This is a genomic window from Rhodococcus sp. UYP9 (assembly GCF_040547235.1).
Taxonomy (GTDB): domain Bacteria; phylum Actinomycetota; class Actinomycetes; order Mycobacteriales; family Mycobacteriaceae; genus Rhodococcoides.
This window is the reverse complement of sequence record NZ_JBEPPH010000002.1, coordinates 422824-441690: the sequence shown is the minus strand read 5'-3', so window position 1 is coordinate 441690 and position 18867 is coordinate 422824. Positions and strand designations below refer to the sequence as shown.

Sequence of the window (18867 nt, the reverse complement as noted above, 5' to 3'; positions counted from 1 at the left end):
GCATGACCGATATCGCAGTGGTGGGCTTCGCACAGGCACCGAATGTCGCACAGACGGCGGGTACCACCAACGGCGTCGAGATGCTGGTTCCATGTTTCCAGCAGCTGTATGCCGAGTTGGGAATCACGAAGTCCGACATCGGATTCTGGTGCTCGGGTTCTTCCGACTACCTGGCCGGACGGGCATTTTCTTTCATTTCCGCTATCGACGCCATCGGTGCGGTCCCGCCGATCAACGAGTCTCACGTAGAGATGGATGCGGCATGGGCACTGTACGAGGCCTGGATCAAACTGATGACGGGCGAGGTCGAGACAGCTCTGGTGTACGGCTTCGGAAAGTCGTCGGCGGGAACTCTGGCGAAAATTCTTGCGATGCAACTCGATCCCTACCTCGTCGCTCCGCTGTGGCCGGATTCGCTGTCCATCGCCGGACTGCAGGCGCGTGCCGGGATCGACGCCGGGAAGTGGGACGCGCGAGCAATGGCCGAGGTCGCCGTCCGCAACCGTGCCAACGCGCATCCGTTGGCCCAGTTGTCCGGCAACCTCGACATAGAACAATTGCTTCAGGCGGACTACATAGCCGATCCCCTGCGCGCACACGATTGCGCGCCGGTGACCGATGGTGCGTCGGCGATCGTGCTCGCTGCGGGCGATCGTGCGCGTTCTCTCCGCGAAAACCCCGCGTGGATAAGCGGAATCGAGCATCTGATCGACTCACCGAACTTCGGCGCACGGGATCTGACGACGGCCCCGTCGGCATACAACGCCGCCGTGAAAGCGTCGGGCGGTGATCTTGCCGGCATCGAACTGGCCGAACTGCACGCACCGTTCACCCATCAGGAACTGATTCTGTCCGACTGGCTCCCCGAGACCGCGACGATCAATCCCTCCGGTGGCACGCTGGTGGGGAACCCGATGTTCTCCGCCGGGCTCGAGCGAATCGGCCATGCGGCGTCGAGGATCTTCGACGGCAGTGCCGGTCGGGTTCTCGCGCATGCAACGAGCGGCCCACTGCTACAACAAAACTTGGTCGCCGTCATGGAGGGAAGATAAGTGAGCAAGCAACCCGCTGCGGTACTGGGTACCGGCCAGACTCACTATGTCGCCAAGCGACACGATGTTTCGATGTCCGGACTCGTGCGCGAGGCGATCGACCGCGCGATGATCGACGCCGAGGTGTCGTGGGATGACATCGATGCGGTCGTCATCGGCAAGGCACCCGACCTGTTCGAGGGCGTCATGATGCCCGAGTTGTTCATGGCCGACGCCATCGGCGCCACCGGCAAGCCGCTCCTACGCGTCCACACTGCCGGTTCGGTGGGTGGCTCGACGGCCATCGTGGCGTCGTCGTTGGTGCAGTCGGGCGTACACAAACGTGTTCTCGCCGTAGCTTGGGAGAAGCAATCGGAGAGCAATGCCATGTGGGCCTTGTCGATTCCGGTTCCGTTCAACATGCCCGTCGGTGCGGGCGCCGGTGGATACTTTGCGCCACATATCCGCTCGTACATCCGCCGTTCGAGTGCACCCGAGCACATCGGCGCCATGGTAGCGGTGAAGGACCGGCTCAACGGGAGCCGGAATCCCTACGCGCACCTCAAGCATCCGGACATCACACTGGAGTCGGTTCAGGCGTCACAGATGCTGTGGGACCCCATCCGTTACGACGAGACGTGCCCGTCGTCCGATGGGGCCTGCGCGGTGGTGATCGGCGACGAGGCTACTGCCCACGCTCGTGAGGCGGACGGGAAGAAGGTCGCCTGGATCCACGCTACGTCGATGCGCACCGAGCCAACGACGTTCGCCGGGCGCGACCAGGTCAATCCGCAGGCGGGCCGGGATGCGGCTGCGGCACTGTGGAAAGCAGCGGGAATCACCGATCCCCTCGAAGAGATCGACGTCGCTGAAATCTACGTTCCGTTCTCGTGGTTCGAACCGATGTGGCTCGAGAACCTCGGATTCGTGCCCGAGGGTCAGGGATGGAAACTGACCGAGGCAGGCGACACCGCCATGGGCGGTAAGCTCCCGGTCAACTGCTCCGGCGGCGTTCTGTCGTCCAACCCCATCGGGGCGTCGGGAATGATCAGGTTTGCCGAGGCTGCAATGCAGGTTATGCACCGCGCCGGCGAACACCAGGTGGACAATGCCAAGAAAGCCCTCGGCCACGCCTACGGTGGAGGGTCCCAATATTTTTCCATGTGGGTCGTAGGGAGCGAACAGCCATGAAGTACACGGTCGGTATTGCAATGACACCGCTACACGAACTGCCGGCGCTGGCGAAGACTGCGGAGGAGTGCGGGTTTTCTTCGATCGCGCTGCCGGATTCGTTGTTCTACATGGAAACCCAGTCGACGGACTATCCGTACACCCCTGATGGCACACGAATGTGGAATGCCGAGACCCCCTGGGTCGATCCGCTCATCGCGGCGGCAGCAATGGGTGCGGTGACCTCGACCATCGAGTTCTATACCCAGGTCCTCAAGCTCGGTTCTCGCAATCCGGTTCTGCTTGCCCGCCAGGTAGGTTCGGTTGCTGTACTGACCGACAATCGATTCGGATTCGGTGTCGGGATCGGCTGGGCTCCAGAGGAATTCGAATGGTGTGGGGCGCCGTACGCCAAGCGTGGCAAACGCGTCGACGAGATGATCGAGGTTATCAAGGCGATTCTCGGCGGCGGCATGGTGGAGTACCACGGCGAGTTCTTCGATTTCGACAAGCTTCAGATGAGTCCGGCACCGACGAAGCCGGTTCCGTTCTATATCGGCGGGCACACCGATGTGGCGCTACGACGCGCCGCTCGGGTGGGTGACGGGTGGACCTCGGCGATGATCAAGTTCGACGATCTGGTCACCGTCATCGCCCGTCTGCGCGAACTCCGAGAGGAGTACGGCACCGCCGACAAACCCTTCGAGATCCAGACCGTGTGCGTCGACCGCTTCGGTAAGGACGGTTACGCCGAACTCGAAGACGCCGGTGTCACCGACATCATCTCGGTGCCGTGGATATTCGACGGCATCGGATTCGACGGTCCGCTGGAAGCGAAGCAGGATTCGCTTCGGAAGTTCGCGGAGAAGTTCATCTAGACGCCCTACACATACGAGAGCGGCAGTACGTCTTCGAAGACGTACTGCCGCTCTCGTGTCTGCTACCGGGCTAGTGCGGGACTGGGCAGCCGCCCTTGTAGTCGACCTGGAATTCCTTGACTCCGTTGAGCCATCCCGAACGCAGTCGACGTGGATCGCCGAGCTTGGAGATATCGGGGATGTGGTCGGCGATCGCGTTGAACATCAAATTGATCTCCATCCGCGCGAGATTCGCCCCGATGCAGTAGTGGGCACCGTGGCCACCGAAACCGAGGTGCGGATTCGGGTCTCGTAGGATGTCGAACTTGTACGGGTCCTCGAAGACATCTTCGTCGAAGTTCGCGGAGCCGTAGAACATCACGACTCGGTCACCGGCCTTGATCGTGGTGCCGTTCAGGTCGAAATCTTCCTTCGCGGTGCGCTGGAAGGAGGTGACCGGGGTGGCGTAACGAACAACTTCGTCGGCCGTGGTGTCCGGGCGCTCCTTCTTGTACAACTCCCACTGCTCAGGATTGTCGATGAACGCGCCCATCCCGTGTGTGAGCGCATTGCGGGTGGTCTCGTTGCCCGCGACGGCAAGAATGATCACGAAGAAGCCGAATTCCTCGGGTGCGAGGTGATCACCGTCGATGTCGGCGTTGATCAGGGTGGTGATGATGTCGTCTTTAGGACACTTTCGACGCTCGTCCGCGATGCCGTACGCGTACCCGAGAATCTGGGTCGACGCCTCGACCGGGTCGATGTCGAACTCCGGATCGTCGTACGCGGTCATCTCGTTGGACCAATCGAAGATCTTCTTGCGATCCTCCTGCGGGATCCCGAGCAGATCGGCAATGGCCTGCAACGGCAGCTCCGAGGCGATTTCGGTGACGAAGTCACCGGTCGGGTTCTCTGCCGCCTTCTTGACGATCTCCTGCGCACGACGCTCGAGCTCGTCGTGCAGGCCACCGATCGCCCTGGGGGTGAATCCCTTGGCGACGATCTTGCGGGTCTTGGTGTGCTGGGGGGCGTCCTGGTTGATCATCACGAAGCGCTGCAGTTCGATCTGCTCGCGCGTGATGTCGTCGTTGAATCGCGGCATCGCGGTGTTTTCGAAGCTCGAGAACACGTCGCTGCGCTTGGAGATCTCTTTGATCTCGGCATGCTTGGTGACGACCCAGTATCCGTCGTCGTCGAATCCCCCGACGTTGCGCGGCTGCGGGCACCACCAGACCGGAGCTGTCTTGCGAAGCTCGGCAAACTCTTCGACCGGTATCCTCTGTTCGTAGATACTGGGATCGGTCGGGTCGAAGCCCTCTGGCAAATCGGGACGAATGAGGTCCTGATGTAGGTCTGTCACTTGCTCTCCTGACAGTTTCTTGGGTCGATGCACAGGCTGCGGTCCTGTTCAGGGCCGCCGAGCAGGCTGCGCTCCTGCTCGGAGCCACTTTGTACGGCCGCGCTCTTATGGAACACGTTCTAGGTTTATTCAAACACAAGGGGTCGAGATAGGGAAGAAGATACGGTCAACCGCCATTAACAGTAAGATGGAACCTGTTCTACTTTCGAATGAAAAGAGAGGAGCCCGCAGTGGGCAATCCCGTTATCGTCGAGGCCGTCCGTACACCGATCGGCAAGCGAGGTGGATGGCTGTCGGGTCTGCACGCTGCCGAATTGCTCGGCCTTGCCCAGACCGGCGCAATCGAGCGGCTCGGCGTCGCCCCCGAGTTGGTCCAGCAAGTCATCGGCGGATGTGTCACCCAGGCCGGTGAACAGTCGAACAACATCACCAGGACTGCTTGGCTTCACGCGGGCCTGCCGTGGCAGGCAGGTGCCATGACGATCGACGCTCAGTGCGGGTCGGCGCAACAGGCCAACCACCTGATCGCCGGTTTGATTTCGATCGGAGCCATCGACACCGGTATGGCCTGCGGCGTCGAAGCCATGAGCCGCGTTCCCCTGGGCGCCAATGTCGGCGAGAACGCCGGACCGAGACGGCCCGAGTCGTGGAGCATCGACCTGCCGAATCAGTTCGAAGCGGCGGAGCGGATTGCACGACGCCGCGGCATCACCCGAGCTGACCTCGAAGCCCTCGGCGTTCGGTCGCAGGCCCTCGCGAAAGCGGCATGGGAGGAGGGGCGCTTCGACCGTGAAGTCATGCCGGTGCAGGTCGGAGACGAGACCGTGAGCCGGGATCAGGGCTTGCGTGACACGACGGCCGAGTCGCTGGCGAAGCTGAAGCCCGTGATGGACGGCGGAATGCACACGGCAGGTACCTCTTCACAGATTTCCGACGGCGCCGCAGCCGTCATCCTGATGGATGAGGACCGCGCCAGAGAGCTCGGGTTCACCCCTCGTGCGCGCATCGTCTCGCAGTGCCTGGTCGGAGCGGAGCCCGAGTTCCACCTCGACGGCCCGGTGCAGGCCACCACGCGGGTGCTCGAGCAGAGCGGGATGAAGATCGGCGACTTGGACCTGTTCGAGGTCAACGAGGCGTTCGCTTCGGTTCTGCTGTCCTGGGCCTCGGTACACAAGCCCGATATGGACAAGGTCAATGTCAACGGCGGAGCCTTGGCAATCGGCCACCCGGTCGGCAGCACCGGTTCTCGACTCATCACCACGGCGCTGCACGAGCTCGAGCGTCGCAACGGTTCGACAGCATTGATCACCATGTGCGCAGGTGGGGCATTGTCCACCGGCACCATCATCGAACGGATCTGAGCCTCTCAGCTGGAGGTCACAGTTGGTTCGGCGGCTTTTTCGTGTCGAGCAGCGCCACATCGTCGCTGCTCGGCGCGAGCCACGGAATCCACGTTTCGGTGACCAAGCGCCCGTCTCCGGTGAGAATTGCGTCGGGGTCGGGATCTACGAGTACCGGATATGCAGTGGTTGCGCCGAGTTCGATGTTCTTTACGAGCTTGCCGCTCTCGAGCGTGTAACGGATCGGCACTCGGCAGGACTCGGCATCGAACGCCCACGGCGCTCCGACGTAGATCCTGCCTCTGCCCATCTCGTCGAGTGCCGTCACCGATCCGTCGACTTCCACCCGCAGCGCCCAGTCGGCGGGGAGCTCGACGTCGAATTCGAATCGGGTGGGCGCATCCGGTCCGGTCAACTGGATCATCAGCAACGCGCCCTGACCCGGTTTTCGTGACGGGACGATGATGTCGAAGGAGCCGAACGGGTAGAACACGGAATCGAACGGTCCTCTGACGGCGTTGTCGATTCCGGTTGCGCACACCATCCTCAGACGGACTGCTGCAGCACCGTCTTCGGAGTGCAAGGTTACCCACTCGGACGGATGCGGAGCAGGGCGGCCGTCCGGGGTGTAGGACAACACTGCGCGGAGGAGGGGCTGCTCGATGGCGAGGCCACCGTCGAGCGCATCGAACGATTCACTCCGATCGTCAGTCAATGTACTACTGCCCTTCAACGCCTCGCCAGCACTATCGACGGCGAACCGGCGACTGAACCATCCCTTGTTGAGGATTCAAGCGCATCAGCTACTTTTCAGCAACCCCCAGGTTTTCAGAATAGCTGCTCGCGGCCATGTCTATCGACAAATCGCCGTCCGATTGTGTGCAGGACGCGCCCTATCCGGTGCTGTCCGGCGGAACCTCCGGAAGACCTTCACTGGCTCGCAACTTCTCCGCCATCGAACTCAGGAGATTCTGCGACTCCGCGGACAGGTCGAAAGCCCTGGTCGCCAGCCGCCGTAGGCCGTAGCCCTTCAGCTGCGCGAGAAGCTCGAGATCGTGATCGACTTTGGCGGCGTAGATGTCGTTGAAGAAGTAGTCCGGTTCGACCTTGAAGAAGCGAGCCAGTGCGGCAACCGTTTCGTCCGACGGGTTGTTGCGCTGACCGGACCGCAGCTGCGAAATGTACGGCTTGGAAATTTGATGTCCGCTGCCGGCGAGCGCATCGGCAACTTCGGCATTGGTGTGAGGCCTGCGGCCAGGGGGATGCACGATGCTGAAGAGCTTGTTCAGACGTGCCGCGAAGTCGATCGACATCGGGGACATTTCATCCTTCCGGAACGGAGAGGCACCGCCCGCATGAGGCGCCGTAACGATAACGAAAAGGTAACTCTATACCCGGTAGTCGACTGTTTTCCGCTGATCAACAGACATGTTGATCTTGTAATTCGATGAAAACCGCGGAAACGACCCTTTCGAGCAGAACCCCGAACCATCGAGAAGACCGATATCGCTGTCTTCGTGTTAACCTACCAAGCACTTGCTTGTTTTTCAGCTTACGTGAGGATCCTTGATCAATGGCAATCACTTCGAGCACCACCGACGGAATCACCGTCGTCACGGTCGACTACCCACCCGTCAATGCGTATCCGACGCAAGGATGGTTCGACTTCGCTGACATAGTCACCGCAGCTAGCCGCGACGAGAACACACGCGTCGTGGTCGTGCGAGCGGAGAACCGCGGGTTCTGCGCGGGCGTCGATATCAAGGAGTTCGCGCGCGACTCCGGGCACGGACGCCTCATCGACGCCAACCGGGGATGCGCCGCCGCGTTCGCAGCGGTCTACGACTGCGCGGTCCCGGTCATCAGCGCCGTGCAGGGATTCTGCCTCGGCGGGGGCATCGGGATCGTCGGTAACTCCGACATCATCGTGGCTTCCGACGACGCAACCTTCGGACTCCCCGAGGTCGACCGCGGCGCCCTGGGCGCGGCGACGCATCTGTCCCGACTCGTCCCACAGCACCTCATGCGCGCGCTGTTCTTCACCGCGTCCACCATCACCGCGCAGCAGTTGGAGCACCACGGCTCGGTCTACCGAGTGGTTCCGCGAGCGGAACTGGACGATACGGCCTTGGAAATCGCACGCGATATCGCGGCCAAGGACCCGCGGGTGATCCGAGCCGCGAAGGAAGCACTCAACGGTATCGATCTGCAGCCGGTACACAGAAGCTACCGCTACGAGCAAGGCTTCACCTTCGAACTGAACCTGTCGGGAGCCGCCGACGAGATCCGCGCATCGTTCGAGGACGATCTCGCACGTGCCAAAGGAGCAGCAGCAAAATGACAGCAATGCGCAACAAAGTACTTACCGCCGACGACGTCGCGGGCCGGCTGAAGAGCGGCATGACGATCGGCATCGGGGGCTGGGGATCACGTCGTAAGCCGATGGCTCTGATCCAGGCGATCCTTCGCTCGGACGTGACCGATCTGACTGTCGTCAGCTTCGGCGGACCGGACGTCGGCTTGCTCTGTGCCGCAGGGAAATTGAAGAAGCTCTACTTCGGCTTCGTCTCCCTCGACTCGATTCCGTACGACCCGTACTTCTCCGCAGCCCGCACGGCCGGAGCGATCGAGATCCGCGAGCTCGACGAGGGCATGGTCAACACCGGCCTCCAGGCTGCCGCACAGCGACTGCCGTTCCTGCCGATGCGTGCCGGTCTCGGTTCCGATGTGCCGAAGTACTTCCCCGAGTTGAAGACCGTTGTCTCGCCGTACGACGATGCCAGCGAACTCATCGCGATGCCTGCTCTCGAACTCGATGCCGCGCTGGTTCACCTGAACCTCGCCGACGCCCACGGCAACGCCGCATACCTCGGCCCGGACCCGTACTTCGACGACCTGTTCTGCCTTGCTGCCGAACAGCGTTTCGTCTCCGTCGAACGCATCGTCGATACCGCAGAGCTCGTTGCAAGCGCTCCCCCACAGGCTCTCCTGCTGAACCGAATGATGGTCGACGGTGTGGTGGAGGCACCGGGCGGTGCCGGATTCACCTCGTGCGTACCTGATTACGGTCGCGACGAAGAACTCCAGAAACAGTATGCGGAGGCAGCGTCCGAACCCGACGGGTGGAAGCGCTTCGCTCAGCTGACAAATCAGGAAGGGGCGTCCGCATGAGCGGCATCGACATCACCCGGGCGGACATCTGCGCAGTTGCATGCGCGGATATGTTCGCAGGCGCAGGCGAGATCATGGCAAGCCCGATGGGCCTCATGCCCAGCATCGGCGCCCGCCTGGCCAAACTCACCACCGAGCCCGATCTACTCCTCTCCGACGGAGAGGCGTACCTCATGGCCGACACACCGGCACTCGGTGCCACCGGTGCGATCGAGGGATGGATCCCGTACCGGAAGGTATTCGACGTCGTCGCCAGCGGTCGACGTCATGTCGTGATGGGCGCCAACCAGATCGACCGGTTCGGCAACCAGAACATTTCGCACTTCGGACCGCACGACAAGCCGACCCGACAGATGTTCGGCTCCCGCGGCGCCCCCGGCAACACGATCAATCACCGCACCAGTTACTGGATTGCGCGGCACTCGGCACGCGTCTTCACCGAGACCGTCGATCTGGTGTCCGGTGTCGGTTACGACCGCGTCACCGACAACGCAGGGTTCGCCCACCACGATCTGCACCGGGTCGTCACCAATCTGGGTGTATTCGATTTCTCCGGCGAGAACCACGCGATGCGCCTGCTCTCGGTGCATCCCGGAGTCACCGTCGACGAGGTGCTCGAGAACACCGGATTCGAACTCGACACCAACGATGTCACCGATTCCAGGCTCCCCACCGACGAGGAGATGACCCTGCTCGGCGTCATCGACCCCAAGGGGTCTCGTAGCCGCGAGGTCAAGGGATGACCGGCCTTCGCACGCCGTTGACCGAGCTGGTCGGCATCGAACATCCCGTCGTTCAGACCGGCATGGGCTGGGTTGCCGGGCCGCGCCTGGTCGCGGCCACCGCCAACGCAGGCGGCCTCGGCATCCTGGCGTCGGCGACGATGACCTACGCCGAGCTCGAAGCGGCAGTGGCGAAGACGAAGACGTTGACCGACAAGCCCTTCGGCGTCAACATCCGTGCAGATGCCACCGACGCTCGTCAACGCATCGATCTCCTGATTCGGGAGAACGTGCGTGTCGCATCCTTCGCGCTGGCACCCAAGGAAGAACTCATCGCGCTGCTCAAGAAGGCAGGCGTAGTAGTAATTCCATCGATCGGTGCAGCCAAGCACGCCAAGAAGGTTGCCGCCTGGGGCGCCGACGCAGTCATCGTCCAGGGCGGCGAGGGCGGCGGTCACACCGGACCTGTCGCCACGACGCTTCTGCTCCCGTCCGTGCTGGACGCCGTCGACATCCCCGTAGTGGCGGCAGGCGGCTTCTACGACGGCCGCGGCCTCGCTGCCGCACTGGCCTACGGCGCGGCGGGCGTTGCGATGGGTACCCGATTCCTGTTGACGCAGGAGAGCACGGTTCCCGATTCGGTCAAGCAGGAATACCTCAAACGGGGTCTGCAGGACACGACGGTCTCGCGACGCGTCGACGGCATGCCCCACCGGGTGCTCAACACCGAACTGGTGACGAGCCTCGAGCAGTCGAACCCCGCTCGTGGCCTGTTCGCCGCTGTCGGCAATGCTCGCAAGTTCAAGTCGATGACCGGTATGACGTGGTCGAATCTCGCCCGCGACGGAATTGCCATGCGCCGCAGCAGCGATCGCACGTGGCAGCAGATCATCATGGCTGCGAACACCCCGATGCTGCTCAAAGCAGGCTTGGTCGACGGCGATACGCACGCTGGTGTGTTGGCGTCGGGTCAGGTTGTCGGAATGATCGAAGACCTGCCGACCTGTGCCGAGCTGATCTCCTCGATCGTCGAAGACGCAGTGCGTCGGATCGAGGACATCCAGAAGTTCACGACCGTTAGCTGATCGACCTTCTGTCACCGCCCTCCACCGATATCGTCCCCTGCCAGACCAGCCGAGAGCTAGGAAGCGGAAGCCTTTGCGGCAATCCGCGCCTGGACCTCGGGCCTGCGCAGGGGCGGGACGGTGGGGGGCGGTTGACGTCGCTCGGGCAGCGCATCGAGCAGTCGGTGCGTCGTGGCGGTCACCTCCGCGACGGCCTGCTCGAACGCCTCCCTGGTGGCGTCGGACGTCTTCTGGACGCCACTGATCTTGCGAACATATTGTCTTGCCGCGGCCTCGATCTCATCGTCCGTGGCGTGCGGTTCGAGCCCGCGCAGGGTCGTGATGTTTCGGCACATAGCCGCCACGATAGTCCTGGTAGTGCGCTCCTTCTAGAGCCTGAGAAGTCCCTCGAGCGCCCGTAGGCACAACGCGCGCACATCTTCTTTGGAGATGGTCCGGCGGTCCATCCAGTCGAGGCATACAGCCCGTACGAACGACACCCATCCCCGTAGCGCCGTTCTGAGCACCTCGTCCTCTCGGACCGCTGGGGGAAGGGCTGCAAGGATTCGATCCTGCTGCACCCCGAGTTCGGCCGTCACCATCGCCTGAATCTCGGTGTCTCCGGACATCGCGCCTCGGTTGACCGCACGGATTCCGTGTTCGTGGGCGAGCACGTAACCGATATATGCATCGAGCCCCGCTGCGACCTGCTCGGTGATCGGGAGCGAGGTATCGGGGGCTGTCATCTCGAGAATCCGTGCCGACTCGACGCGAATGATCTCGGCGAAGAAGTCACGCTTCGAGGAAAAGTAGTGATACATCAATCCGCGTGAGACGCCTGCGAGGTCGGCGACCTCCTCGATCCACACATCTTCGTACGGTCGCTCGGCAAACAGGCGGGACCCGATGTCGAGCAATTGTGCGCGTCGCAGATCAGGTGACAGGCGTTTACGTGGGCTGGACATCGTGTTGGCGATGTTACTCGGCAGCACTTCGAGACGAAGATGGACGTGGACTCCGCCAAATGCTCGAGGAGTCCACGTCCATTGTCGGGTCAGTGTGCGGCGTGCGCCGCAACATCCTTCGACGTCTTCTTGGGCCGGTGGGTGAAGACCAGCAGTGCCACGGTGAGGACGAGCCATCCGCCCAGGATGAACAGTCCCTTGTCGACGCCAGTACTACCGAAGTAAACGATGGAACGGGCCGCATCCATCGCCCCTGAGCCGATCCAGAAGTTACTGACACCCGACCAGAATCCGGGGAGGAAGTCGACCGGGATGGCCGCACCTGCGCTGGGGAAGTTCAGGAAGATCATGAGGAGCATCACCACCATGATCGCGGCATGGCCGAATACCTTGTTGGCCAGAATACTGACCAGTCCGACGGTGAAGGTATAGGTGAAGATCACCGCGAGCATCGCCAGGTTCTCCACGAACGAAGCTGCGTAGAACCCCACGAATATCGACGACACGAGGTACGACAACGCGATACCGATGAAGGACATCCCGGCGAGAATTCCAAGCTTGGGTCGCATCTTCATGGCCGGGGCAACCTGTGCGAGGACGGTGATCGTCAGATAGCCGATGATCGTGGACACCACGAGCAGGTAGAACAACGCTTGGCCGGTGGGGTCATCGGGTGCGAGCGGCGCGTGATCGACGATGTTCGCCGGCTGTCCCTGGGCGGCGGCAAGTGGTTGGGTCAACCCCTCGACTGCTTGCACGAGCACCGGACCCTCGGCGGACGCGACGTGCACGGTCATGGGTGAACCCAGTTCGATGACGCCGGCAATCTCGCGGCCTTGCAGGCGTTCGATCGCTGCAGCGGTGTCTGTCGATGTCTGGAGGTCGAATTTGCCCTCGACTTTGCTCGCGAGTTGATCGACGAGTATCGAGGTGGAGGACTCGGGTCCAGTGACCACGATTTCCACATTCCGGGGTGTCGGATTGTGAAAGGCGCTCACATAGCAGAGCGCGAACATCACGGCGAAGAAGATCGGAAACACCATCGCTTCGACGACGGAGCGCCACGCGGTCCGACTTTCCCCGGCGGCGGGCACCGATGCTTGGGAGTGCTCCAAGATATGAGCGGGTGCGATGGCTTCGGTGTCGGCCCCGAAGGCCTGATCCCAGTCGGGGTGCCGGTGGTCGCTGGAGTGTGGCATGCGCAACAAACCTTTCAGTTCAAATGTCAACGATGATGACAAACGACAGTCAACAGTGTTGACAGTGGATTTGTCAACACTGTTGACTATGATTGGTGGCAAGTGGTCGATCGAACCGAACGAAGGATGCGAAGCATGCTGGTCGAGATCTCAGACGACGGCGCCCGGTCGGGTACCGCCCACAACCGCCAAGCCGTACAGGCCGCCGCGGCGCAACTGTTCGCCGAACAAGGCTTTGCCGCCACCGGGGTCCGTGACATCGCCAGACACGCCGGCGTGGATCCAGCTCTGGTCATTCGATACTTCGGCTCCAAGGAAAAGCTATTCATTCGCACGATGACGATGTCCGACGCGTTCGTAGAGGTCATGCAAGGTCCACTCGACGAATTGGGCAGGGCCTTGGTCGATTTCGTGGTCCGGAGAACACGTCAGCGACAGGTGGGCACTTCGGCTGCCGTCTACGCAGCACTCGTTCGCGCATCGGACCGCCCAGTGGTCCGCGAACACCTGCAGGAGGCGATCGAGCAGATGATCATCGCGCCACTTGCGCCGCGGCTTTCCGGGGGCGACGCCGAATTGCGCGCCCATCTGCTCGCAGCTCAGCTATCCGGACTGATGAACGCTCTCTACGTCGTCGAAAGCCCGTGGCTGCTCGCCGCATCTACCGATACCATCGTCGAAAGCTACGGCGACGCACTACAAACCGTCATCGATGGCGAGCCGCGCCACCGAGGGTAGACACACGGGGGAACCGATCGTGAAGATCGACTTCAAGAAGCAGATCCAGACGTACACCGCACCTCGGGGCAGATTCGAGGTCGTCACCGTACCGGACATGACGTTCTTGATGATCGACGGCCACGGGGATCCCAACACCTCCACCGCCTACCGGGATGCTCTTGCGACGATCTATCCCGTTGCATACACGTTGAAGTTCCTCAGCAAGAACGAACTCGACCGCGACTACACCGTGATGCCACTCGAAGCGCTCTGGTGGTCCAGCGATATGGATTCGTTCACTTCGGCTCGGGACAAGTCCCAATGGGACTGGACGGTGATGATCATGACTCCCGACTGGATCAACGATGATCACTTCGACGCAGCGCTGCGTACCGTCGAACGAAAAGGTGGCGCGCCTGCCCTCCCCGCGCTTCGGCGCGAGACCTCGAGCGAAGGCCTCGCTGTCCAGACCCTCCACATCGGCCCCTACGACGACGAGGGGCCCGTGCTCGACCGGATGCATTACGAATTCATCCCGTCGCAGTCGCTACGGATGACAGGCAAGCACCACGAGGTCTACCTCAGCGACGTACGCCGCACCGCCCCGGACAAGCTGAAGACGATCCTGCGCCAACCCGTCACCCAGGCCGACATTGCATCGCCGAGTGAGAAGTTGACACTGATTCAGTAGCGAGTAGGTTCACTGTTGTATTCGAGTTCAGTAGTGAATCGAGAGGGTCAGCATGGTCACCGACGTCGACGTGGCGACGCACGCACTTCCGCACCCGAGGAGGCGCCTGCCGCTCCTCGGCGACGTCGTCGGCGTCCACGCGTCCACACCCGTACAGGATTCGATAGCACTGTCGAAGAAATTGGGCCCGATCTTCGAACGCGTAATACTAGGTCGCCAGTACGTGATGGTCTCGGGCGCCGACCTGGCTGGAGAGCTGTGCGACGAACATCGGTTCGTCAAACACGTATCCCCCGCTATCGTGGGCTTGCGCTCGATCGGAGGCGACGGCCTGTTCACTGCGTATTCGGACGAACCGAACTGGCAGAAAGCACACGACCTGCTTCGCCCGGCCTTCACTCAGCCCGCAATGCGCAGCTACCACCACATCATGGTCGACGTCGCGGCCGACCTCACGGCGCACTGGCGCGCGCACACCAAGGTCGACGTGTCCGCCGACATGACCAAGCTGACCCTCGACACCATCGGCAGAACCGGATTCAGCTACGGGTTCGACTCGTTCGACCGCGACAAGCCGCACCCGTTCGTCGACGCGATGGTCGGGGTACTCTCACACAATCAACGACGCGAAATCGTGCCGATCCCATGGCTGGCCGACATCGTTTTTCGCAAAGCCGAGCGTAGGAACGATCGCGACAAGCACTACATCGCAACCCTTCTCGACGACATCGTGCGTACTCGCCGCGACGCCGGCACCTCCGGTCGAGGCGATCTACTCGACATCATGCTCGATGCGGCACGTGACGCCGACAATCCCAATGCCCTGAGCGAGATCAACATTCGTCAGCAGATCGTGACGTTCCTGATCGCCGGCCACGAAACCACTTCGGGCGCGCTGTCTTTCGCTCTGTACTACCTCTCGCAGCACCCCGACATTCTCGAGGCCGCGCGTGCCGAAGTCGACGAGGTATGGGGTTCGCAGACCCCGGAGTTCGAGCAGGTCCCCAAGCTCCGCCTGGTTCGACGCATCCTCGACGAGAGTTTGAGGCTGTGGCCGACGGCGCCTGCATTCGCCCGCGAGGCACGCGAAGACACCTCGATCGGCGGCATCCATTCGATGAAGAAGGGCGATTGGGCGTTCGTTCTCATTCCGGGTCTGCACCGAGACCCGGTCTGGGGCGAGAACCCTGACGCCTTCAGTCCCGATCGGTTTCTTTCCGCCAATGTTCGGTCCCGGCCGGGGCACGTCTACAAGCCCTGGGGTACGGGTGAACGTGCCTGCATCGGTCGGCAGTTCGCCATTCATGAAGCAGTGCTCGTTCTCGGAACCATACTGCAGCAGTTCGACATTCGGGCCGACCCCGACTACCGGCTGAAGATCGAGGAACGGCTGACGTTGATGCCGAAGAACTTCGAGCTGACGGTGTCAGTCCGGAAGTAGCGGAACCGAAGAACCGGAGTTGCGGCCCAACAACACTCCCCTGGTCAGAGCGCCCTTGCCGAATTTGGTATGGACGCCGTCGAGCGCCACATCGAGCGCAGAAGCACTCGGCGCATTCTCGGGTCGATCGAACTGCAGCTCGAGTTGCTCGGTGCCCGTGCGTTCGATATTCGAGACAGTGATGCCCACCAGCGTGATCCCACGCTCGGCGATCAGAGACGCAGCTTCCTGCAGAAGCGTCAGGGACGCGTCGAGAATGGCCTGGGTGTCGGCCGTCGCACGGCCGAGCGTGTGGGAACGTGTGATCCGGGTGAAGTCACCGAACCGTATGCTCAAAACCACTGTACGACCGGTGCGTTCAGCGGCACGCATCCGCTGCGTCACTCGATCCACCAGGGCGATGAGGGAGACCTTCACCTCCGCCGACGACGTCGGGCCGCTCCCGAGTGCGTGCTGCGCACCGATGGAACTGCGTCCCCGATACGTCTGAACCTGTCGGGGATCACGATTGTTGGCGAGCGAATACAGATGATGCCCGGCGCCTTTACCGAGAATCGACACGATGGACGCTTCGCTGTGGGCGGCGATGTCACCGATAGTCACGATGTCGAACGCATGGAGCTTCTCGGCGGTGACTTTCCCGATGCCCCATAGCCGCTCGATCTTCAGCGGATGAAGGAACTCGAGCTCACGGCCGGGCGAAACCAACAGCAACCCGTCGGGCTTTCCGACCGCGCTGGCCACTTTCGCCAGAAACTTGGCGCAGGCGATGCCGACAGTGATGGGCAGGCCGACCTGCTCCTTGACCTCTCGCCGCAGCTTTTCGGCGATCTGGACCGGGGTGCCTCTGATCTTGCCCAACCCACCGACTTCGAGGAACGCCTCGTCGACGGAAATGCCCTCCACGAGCGGAGTGGTGTTACGAAAGATCTCGAATACGGCCCGGCTCGCCTCGGTGTACGCCTCCATACGAGGGGCAACGAAAATTGCGTGCGGACACAGGGCGCGGGCGCGGGCGCCACTCATGGGGGTTCGGACCCCGAATGCCTTGGCCTCGTAGCTGGCGGCGAGCACGACCCCACCACCGACCAGCACCGGTTTTCCTCGAAGGCGTGGGTCGTCTCGCTGCTCCACCGACGCGTAGAACGAGTCCAGATCGGCGTGCATGATGCTGGCTTCAGCACTGCTCGCCGGGGCGTCGGGGGCGAACTCGGTCACGACCACAGGGTCGCACGCAGGTCCGACATTCGCCCCGACGCCGGCGCGTTACGGGAGAATCAGAGCCGTTCGATGATCGTGACGTTGGCGGTACCGCCGCCTTCACATACGGTCTGCAGGCCGTAGCGGCCACCGGTACGTTCGAGTTCACACAGCATGGTGGCGAACAGCTTTGCCCCCGTCGCGCCGAGTGGGTGCCCGAGAGCGATCGCACCACCGTTGATGTTGACCCGGGCAGGATCAGCGCCGGTCTCCTTCAGCCACGCCAGGACGACGGGAGCGAACGCCTCGTTGATTTCCACGACGTCGATGTCGTCGATCGACAGGCCGGCCTTCTCGAGTGCGTGCTTGGTGGCCGTGATCGGCGCACTCAGCATGAAGATCGGGTCGGCACCGCGGGCACTGAGGTGATGAATCCGGGCGCGCGGGGTGAGTCCGTGTGCCTCGACTGCTGCTGCGGAAGCCACGAGAGTCGCACTCGCTCCGTCGCAGATCTGGCTGGCGAGGGCTGCGGTGAGCCGTCCACCCTCGATGAGGGTCTTGAGCGAAGCCATCTTCTCGAGAGTCGTCTCACGCGGGCACTCGTCGACCATGAAGTCGCCGACGCCGACGATCTCGCGATCGAATCGCCCTTCGGCTATGGCGTGTCGAGCGCGCTGATGGCTGGCCAGAGCGAACTGCTCCATGTCTTCACGCGTGACGTCCCACTTCTCGGCGATGAGCTCGGCGCCGCGGAACTGTGAGACTTCCTGCTTGCCGTAGCGATGCTCCCACCCCTTCGACCCACTGAACGGGGTCTCGAAGCCGTACTGCTGTCCCACGACCATCGCTGCCGCGATCGGGATCTGCGTCATGTTCTGTACGCCACCGGCGACGATCAGATCCGACGTTCCGCTCATGACGGCCTGGGCGGCGAAGTGAATCGCCTGCTGGCTCGAACCGCACTGACGATCGACAGTGACCCCAGGTACTTCCTCCGGGAATCCAGCCGCCAACCAGGCTGTGCGCGCAATGTTTCCAGCTTGCCCACCGATGGCGTCGACACAACCGAAAATGACGTCGTCGATCTGGGGCGGATCGATCGAGGACCGATCCATCAGGGAACGCAGGACGCTCGCACCGAGATCGGCGGGGTGCGTCTCGGCGAGGGAACCGCCGCGCTTACCGACCGGAGTTCGAACAGCGTCGATTATGTAGGCCTCGGGCATGGGAAGACTCTCCTAGGTTGACGCCGTGCGGGATCGTGTGACGGACTTGGGAGTGCTCGACAATCCGTCGAGCACGATGGCGAGATACTGCTGCGCGACGGCTTCTGCGGTGAGCTTGCCGCCCGGGCGATACCACCGGACGGCCACCCACACTGTGTCGCGCATGAATCGGTAGACGAGTTCGACGTCGACATCCGGCCGGAAACTGCCGTCTGCGATACCGCGCTCGACCACACCGTTCCAGAGTTCACGAAACTCACTATTGCGCTCGGTGATGTACTCGAAGCGTTCGGTGCCGACGAGGTGCTTGGCCTCGTCCTGATAGATCGCGACGGCCGAGTGCGAGCGGTCGATCGCGTCGAACGACGCCACTACGAGACCTTCCAGGGTTTCCCGCGGACCCAATCCCTCTGCCACGATCTTGTGGTAGCTGTCGAAGAGTTCGTCGAGGAACCCCCGCAGAATCTCGTCGACCATCGACTCCTTGGAGTCGAAGTGGTGATAGAGACTCCCGGAGAGGATCCCAGCTGCGTCGGCAATGTCACGGACCGTCGTTGCACGCATGCCACGTTCGGCAAAGAGCGTCGCGGCGAGCTCGAGCAGCTCATCGCGTCGTCCTACGGCTTTGGGGGTTCGGGGCACGAGCACATCATACCAACCAAGCACTTGCTTTGCATACGTGCGTGGGTCAGGCAGTCAGGTCCGCAACC

The 18867-nt window shown here is 62.3% G+C and carries 20 protein-coding genes; 11 read left to right on the top strand and 9 right to left on the bottom strand.

Features of this window, described 5'->3' with window-relative positions; genetic code table 11:
* The first annotated feature begins 2 nt into the window (after window positions 1–2).
* Genes ABIB36_RS08395 through ABIB36_RS08385 form a run of 3 tightly spaced genes read left to right on the top strand, consistent with a single transcriptional unit; the run spans window position 3 to window position 3079 of the window.
* Window positions 3–1052 carry a thiolase family protein gene (locus ABIB36_RS08395; protein ID WP_354559793.1) on the top strand — a complete coding sequence of 350 codons (1050 nt, stop codon included), beginning with the start codon at window positions 3–5 and terminating at the stop codon, window positions 1050–1052.
* Window positions 1053–2222, top strand: a complete 1170-nt coding sequence (locus ABIB36_RS08390) for a thiolase family protein (RefSeq protein WP_084345445.1) — start codon at window positions 1053–1055, stop codon at window positions 2220–2222.
* The gene (locus tag ABIB36_RS08385) at window positions 2219–3079 is read left to right on the top strand and encodes a TIGR03619 family F420-dependent LLM class oxidoreductase (protein WP_084345446.1); all 861 of its coding nucleotides are present in this window, start codon (window positions 2219–2221) and stop codon (window positions 3077–3079) included. The genes ABIB36_RS08390 and ABIB36_RS08385 overlap by 4 nt, the downstream gene beginning before the upstream one ends.
* A 70-nt stretch (window positions 3080–3149) precedes the next feature.
* On the opposite strand, the gene ABIB36_RS08380 is transcribed toward ABIB36_RS08385, so the two are convergent.
* Complete coding sequence (locus ABIB36_RS08380; RefSeq protein ID WP_084345447.1) at window positions 3150–4418, bottom strand: cytochrome P450; 1269 nt, start codon at window positions 4416–4418, stop codon at window positions 3150–3152.
* Window positions 4419–4648: 230 nt separating this feature from the next.
* Between ABIB36_RS08380 and ABIB36_RS08375 the strand changes: the two genes are divergently transcribed.
* The gene (locus ABIB36_RS08375; protein ID WP_084345448.1) at window positions 4649–5779 is read left to right on the top strand and encodes a steroid 3-ketoacyl-CoA thiolase; all 1131 of its coding nucleotides are present in this window, start codon (window positions 4649–4651) and stop codon (window positions 5777–5779) included.
* A 16-nt stretch (window positions 5780–5795) separates the two neighbouring features.
* Here ABIB36_RS08375 and ABIB36_RS08370 read toward each other — a convergent pair whose 3' ends face one another.
* Together ABIB36_RS08370 and ABIB36_RS08365 are read right to left on the bottom strand one after the other, a co-directional pair.
* A complete protein-coding gene (locus ABIB36_RS08370; protein ID WP_354559796.1) occupies window positions 5796–6473 on the bottom strand; it encodes a hypothetical protein in 678 nt (225 codons plus the stop codon).
* Window positions 6474–6651: 178 nt separating this feature from the next.
* A complete protein-coding gene (locus ABIB36_RS08365; RefSeq protein WP_084345450.1) occupies window positions 6652–7071 on the bottom strand; it encodes a helix-turn-helix domain-containing protein in 420 nt (139 codons plus the stop codon).
* 260 nt (window positions 7072–7331) lie between these two features.
* Between ABIB36_RS08365 and ABIB36_RS08360 the strand changes: the two genes are divergently transcribed.
* Genes ABIB36_RS08360 through ABIB36_RS08345 form a run of 4 tightly spaced genes read left to right on the top strand, consistent with a single transcriptional unit; the run spans window position 7332 to window position 10736 of the window.
* Window positions 7332–8099: an enoyl-CoA hydratase family protein gene (locus ABIB36_RS08360; protein WP_084345451.1), complete on the top strand. Its 768-nt coding sequence runs from the start codon at window positions 7332–7334 to the stop codon at window positions 8097–8099.
* 5 nt (window positions 8100–8104) lie between these two features.
* The gene (locus ABIB36_RS08355; protein ID WP_084345869.1) at window positions 8105–8929 is read left to right on the top strand and encodes a CoA transferase subunit A; all 825 of its coding nucleotides are present in this window, start codon (window positions 8105–8107) and stop codon (window positions 8927–8929) included.
* Window positions 8926–9672 (top strand): CoA-transferase subunit beta, encoded by a 747-nt coding sequence (locus ABIB36_RS08350; protein WP_084345452.1) that lies wholly within the window; start codon window positions 8926–8928, stop codon window positions 9670–9672. Before ABIB36_RS08355 ends, ABIB36_RS08350 begins: the two co-directional genes overlap by 4 nt.
* Window positions 9669–10736 (top strand): NAD(P)H-dependent flavin oxidoreductase, encoded by a 1068-nt coding sequence (locus ABIB36_RS08345; protein ID WP_084345453.1) that lies wholly within the window; start codon window positions 9669–9671, stop codon window positions 10734–10736. Before ABIB36_RS08350 ends, ABIB36_RS08345 begins: the two co-directional genes overlap by 4 nt.
* 56 nt (window positions 10737–10792) lie before the next feature.
* Here ABIB36_RS08345 and ABIB36_RS08340 read toward each other — a convergent pair whose 3' ends face one another.
* The 3 genes from ABIB36_RS08340 to ABIB36_RS08330 all read right to left on the bottom strand — a co-directional run bounded on the left by ABIB36_RS08340 (window position 10793) and on the right by ABIB36_RS08330 (window position 12879).
* A complete protein-coding gene (locus ABIB36_RS08340; RefSeq protein WP_084345454.1) occupies window positions 10793–11071 on the bottom strand; it encodes a DUF2277 domain-containing protein in 279 nt (92 codons plus the stop codon).
* A 33-nt stretch (window positions 11072–11104) separates the two neighbouring features.
* The gene (locus tag ABIB36_RS08335; RefSeq protein WP_084345870.1) at window positions 11105–11680 is read right to left on the bottom strand and encodes a TetR/AcrR family transcriptional regulator; all 576 of its coding nucleotides are present in this window, start codon (window positions 11678–11680) and stop codon (window positions 11105–11107) included.
* A gap of 89 nt (window positions 11681–11769) precedes the next feature.
* Window positions 11770–12879 carry a hypothetical protein gene (locus ABIB36_RS08330; protein ID WP_354559800.1) on the bottom strand — a complete coding sequence of 370 codons (1110 nt, stop codon included), beginning with the start codon at window positions 12877–12879 and terminating at the stop codon, window positions 11770–11772.
* A gap of 135 nt (window positions 12880–13014) precedes the next feature.
* Between ABIB36_RS08330 and ABIB36_RS08325 the strand changes: the two genes are divergently transcribed.
* Genes ABIB36_RS08325 through ABIB36_RS08315 form a run of 3 tightly spaced genes read left to right on the top strand, consistent with a single transcriptional unit; the run spans window position 13015 to window position 15731 of the window.
* Entirely contained in the window at window positions 13015–13617 is a 603-nt protein-coding gene (locus ABIB36_RS08325) for a TetR/AcrR family transcriptional regulator (protein WP_084345872.1), read from the top strand.
* Between the two features lie 19 nt (window positions 13618–13636).
* Window positions 13637–14290: a GyrI-like domain-containing protein gene (locus ABIB36_RS08320; protein ID WP_084345873.1), complete on the top strand. Its 654-nt coding sequence runs from the start codon at window positions 13637–13639 to the stop codon at window positions 14288–14290.
* A 52-nt stretch (window positions 14291–14342) separates the two neighbouring features.
* Window positions 14343–15731: a cytochrome P450 gene (locus tag ABIB36_RS08315; RefSeq protein WP_354559803.1), complete on the top strand. Its 1389-nt coding sequence runs from the start codon at window positions 14343–14345 to the stop codon at window positions 15729–15731.
* On the opposite strand, the gene dinB is transcribed toward ABIB36_RS08315, so the two are convergent.
* The 3 genes from dinB to ABIB36_RS08300 form a co-directional block, all read right to left on the bottom strand.
* Window positions 15717–16898: a DNA polymerase IV gene (gene dinB, locus ABIB36_RS08310; protein ID WP_354560207.1), complete on the bottom strand. Its 1182-nt coding sequence runs from the start codon at window positions 16896–16898 to the stop codon at window positions 15717–15719. The genes ABIB36_RS08315 and dinB overlap by 15 nt on opposite strands.
* 110 nt (window positions 16899–17008) lie before the next feature.
* Window positions 17009–18157, bottom strand: coding sequence for an acetyl-CoA C-acetyltransferase (locus tag ABIB36_RS08305; protein WP_084345457.1), 1149 nt, complete (start codon window positions 18155–18157; stop codon window positions 17009–17011).
* 12 nt (window positions 18158–18169) lie between these two features.
* Window positions 18170–18799 carry a TetR/AcrR family transcriptional regulator gene (locus ABIB36_RS08300; RefSeq protein ID WP_256895473.1) on the bottom strand — a complete coding sequence of 210 codons (630 nt, stop codon included), beginning with the start codon at window positions 18797–18799 and terminating at the stop codon, window positions 18170–18172.
* Window positions 18800–18867 lie beyond the last annotated feature (68 nt).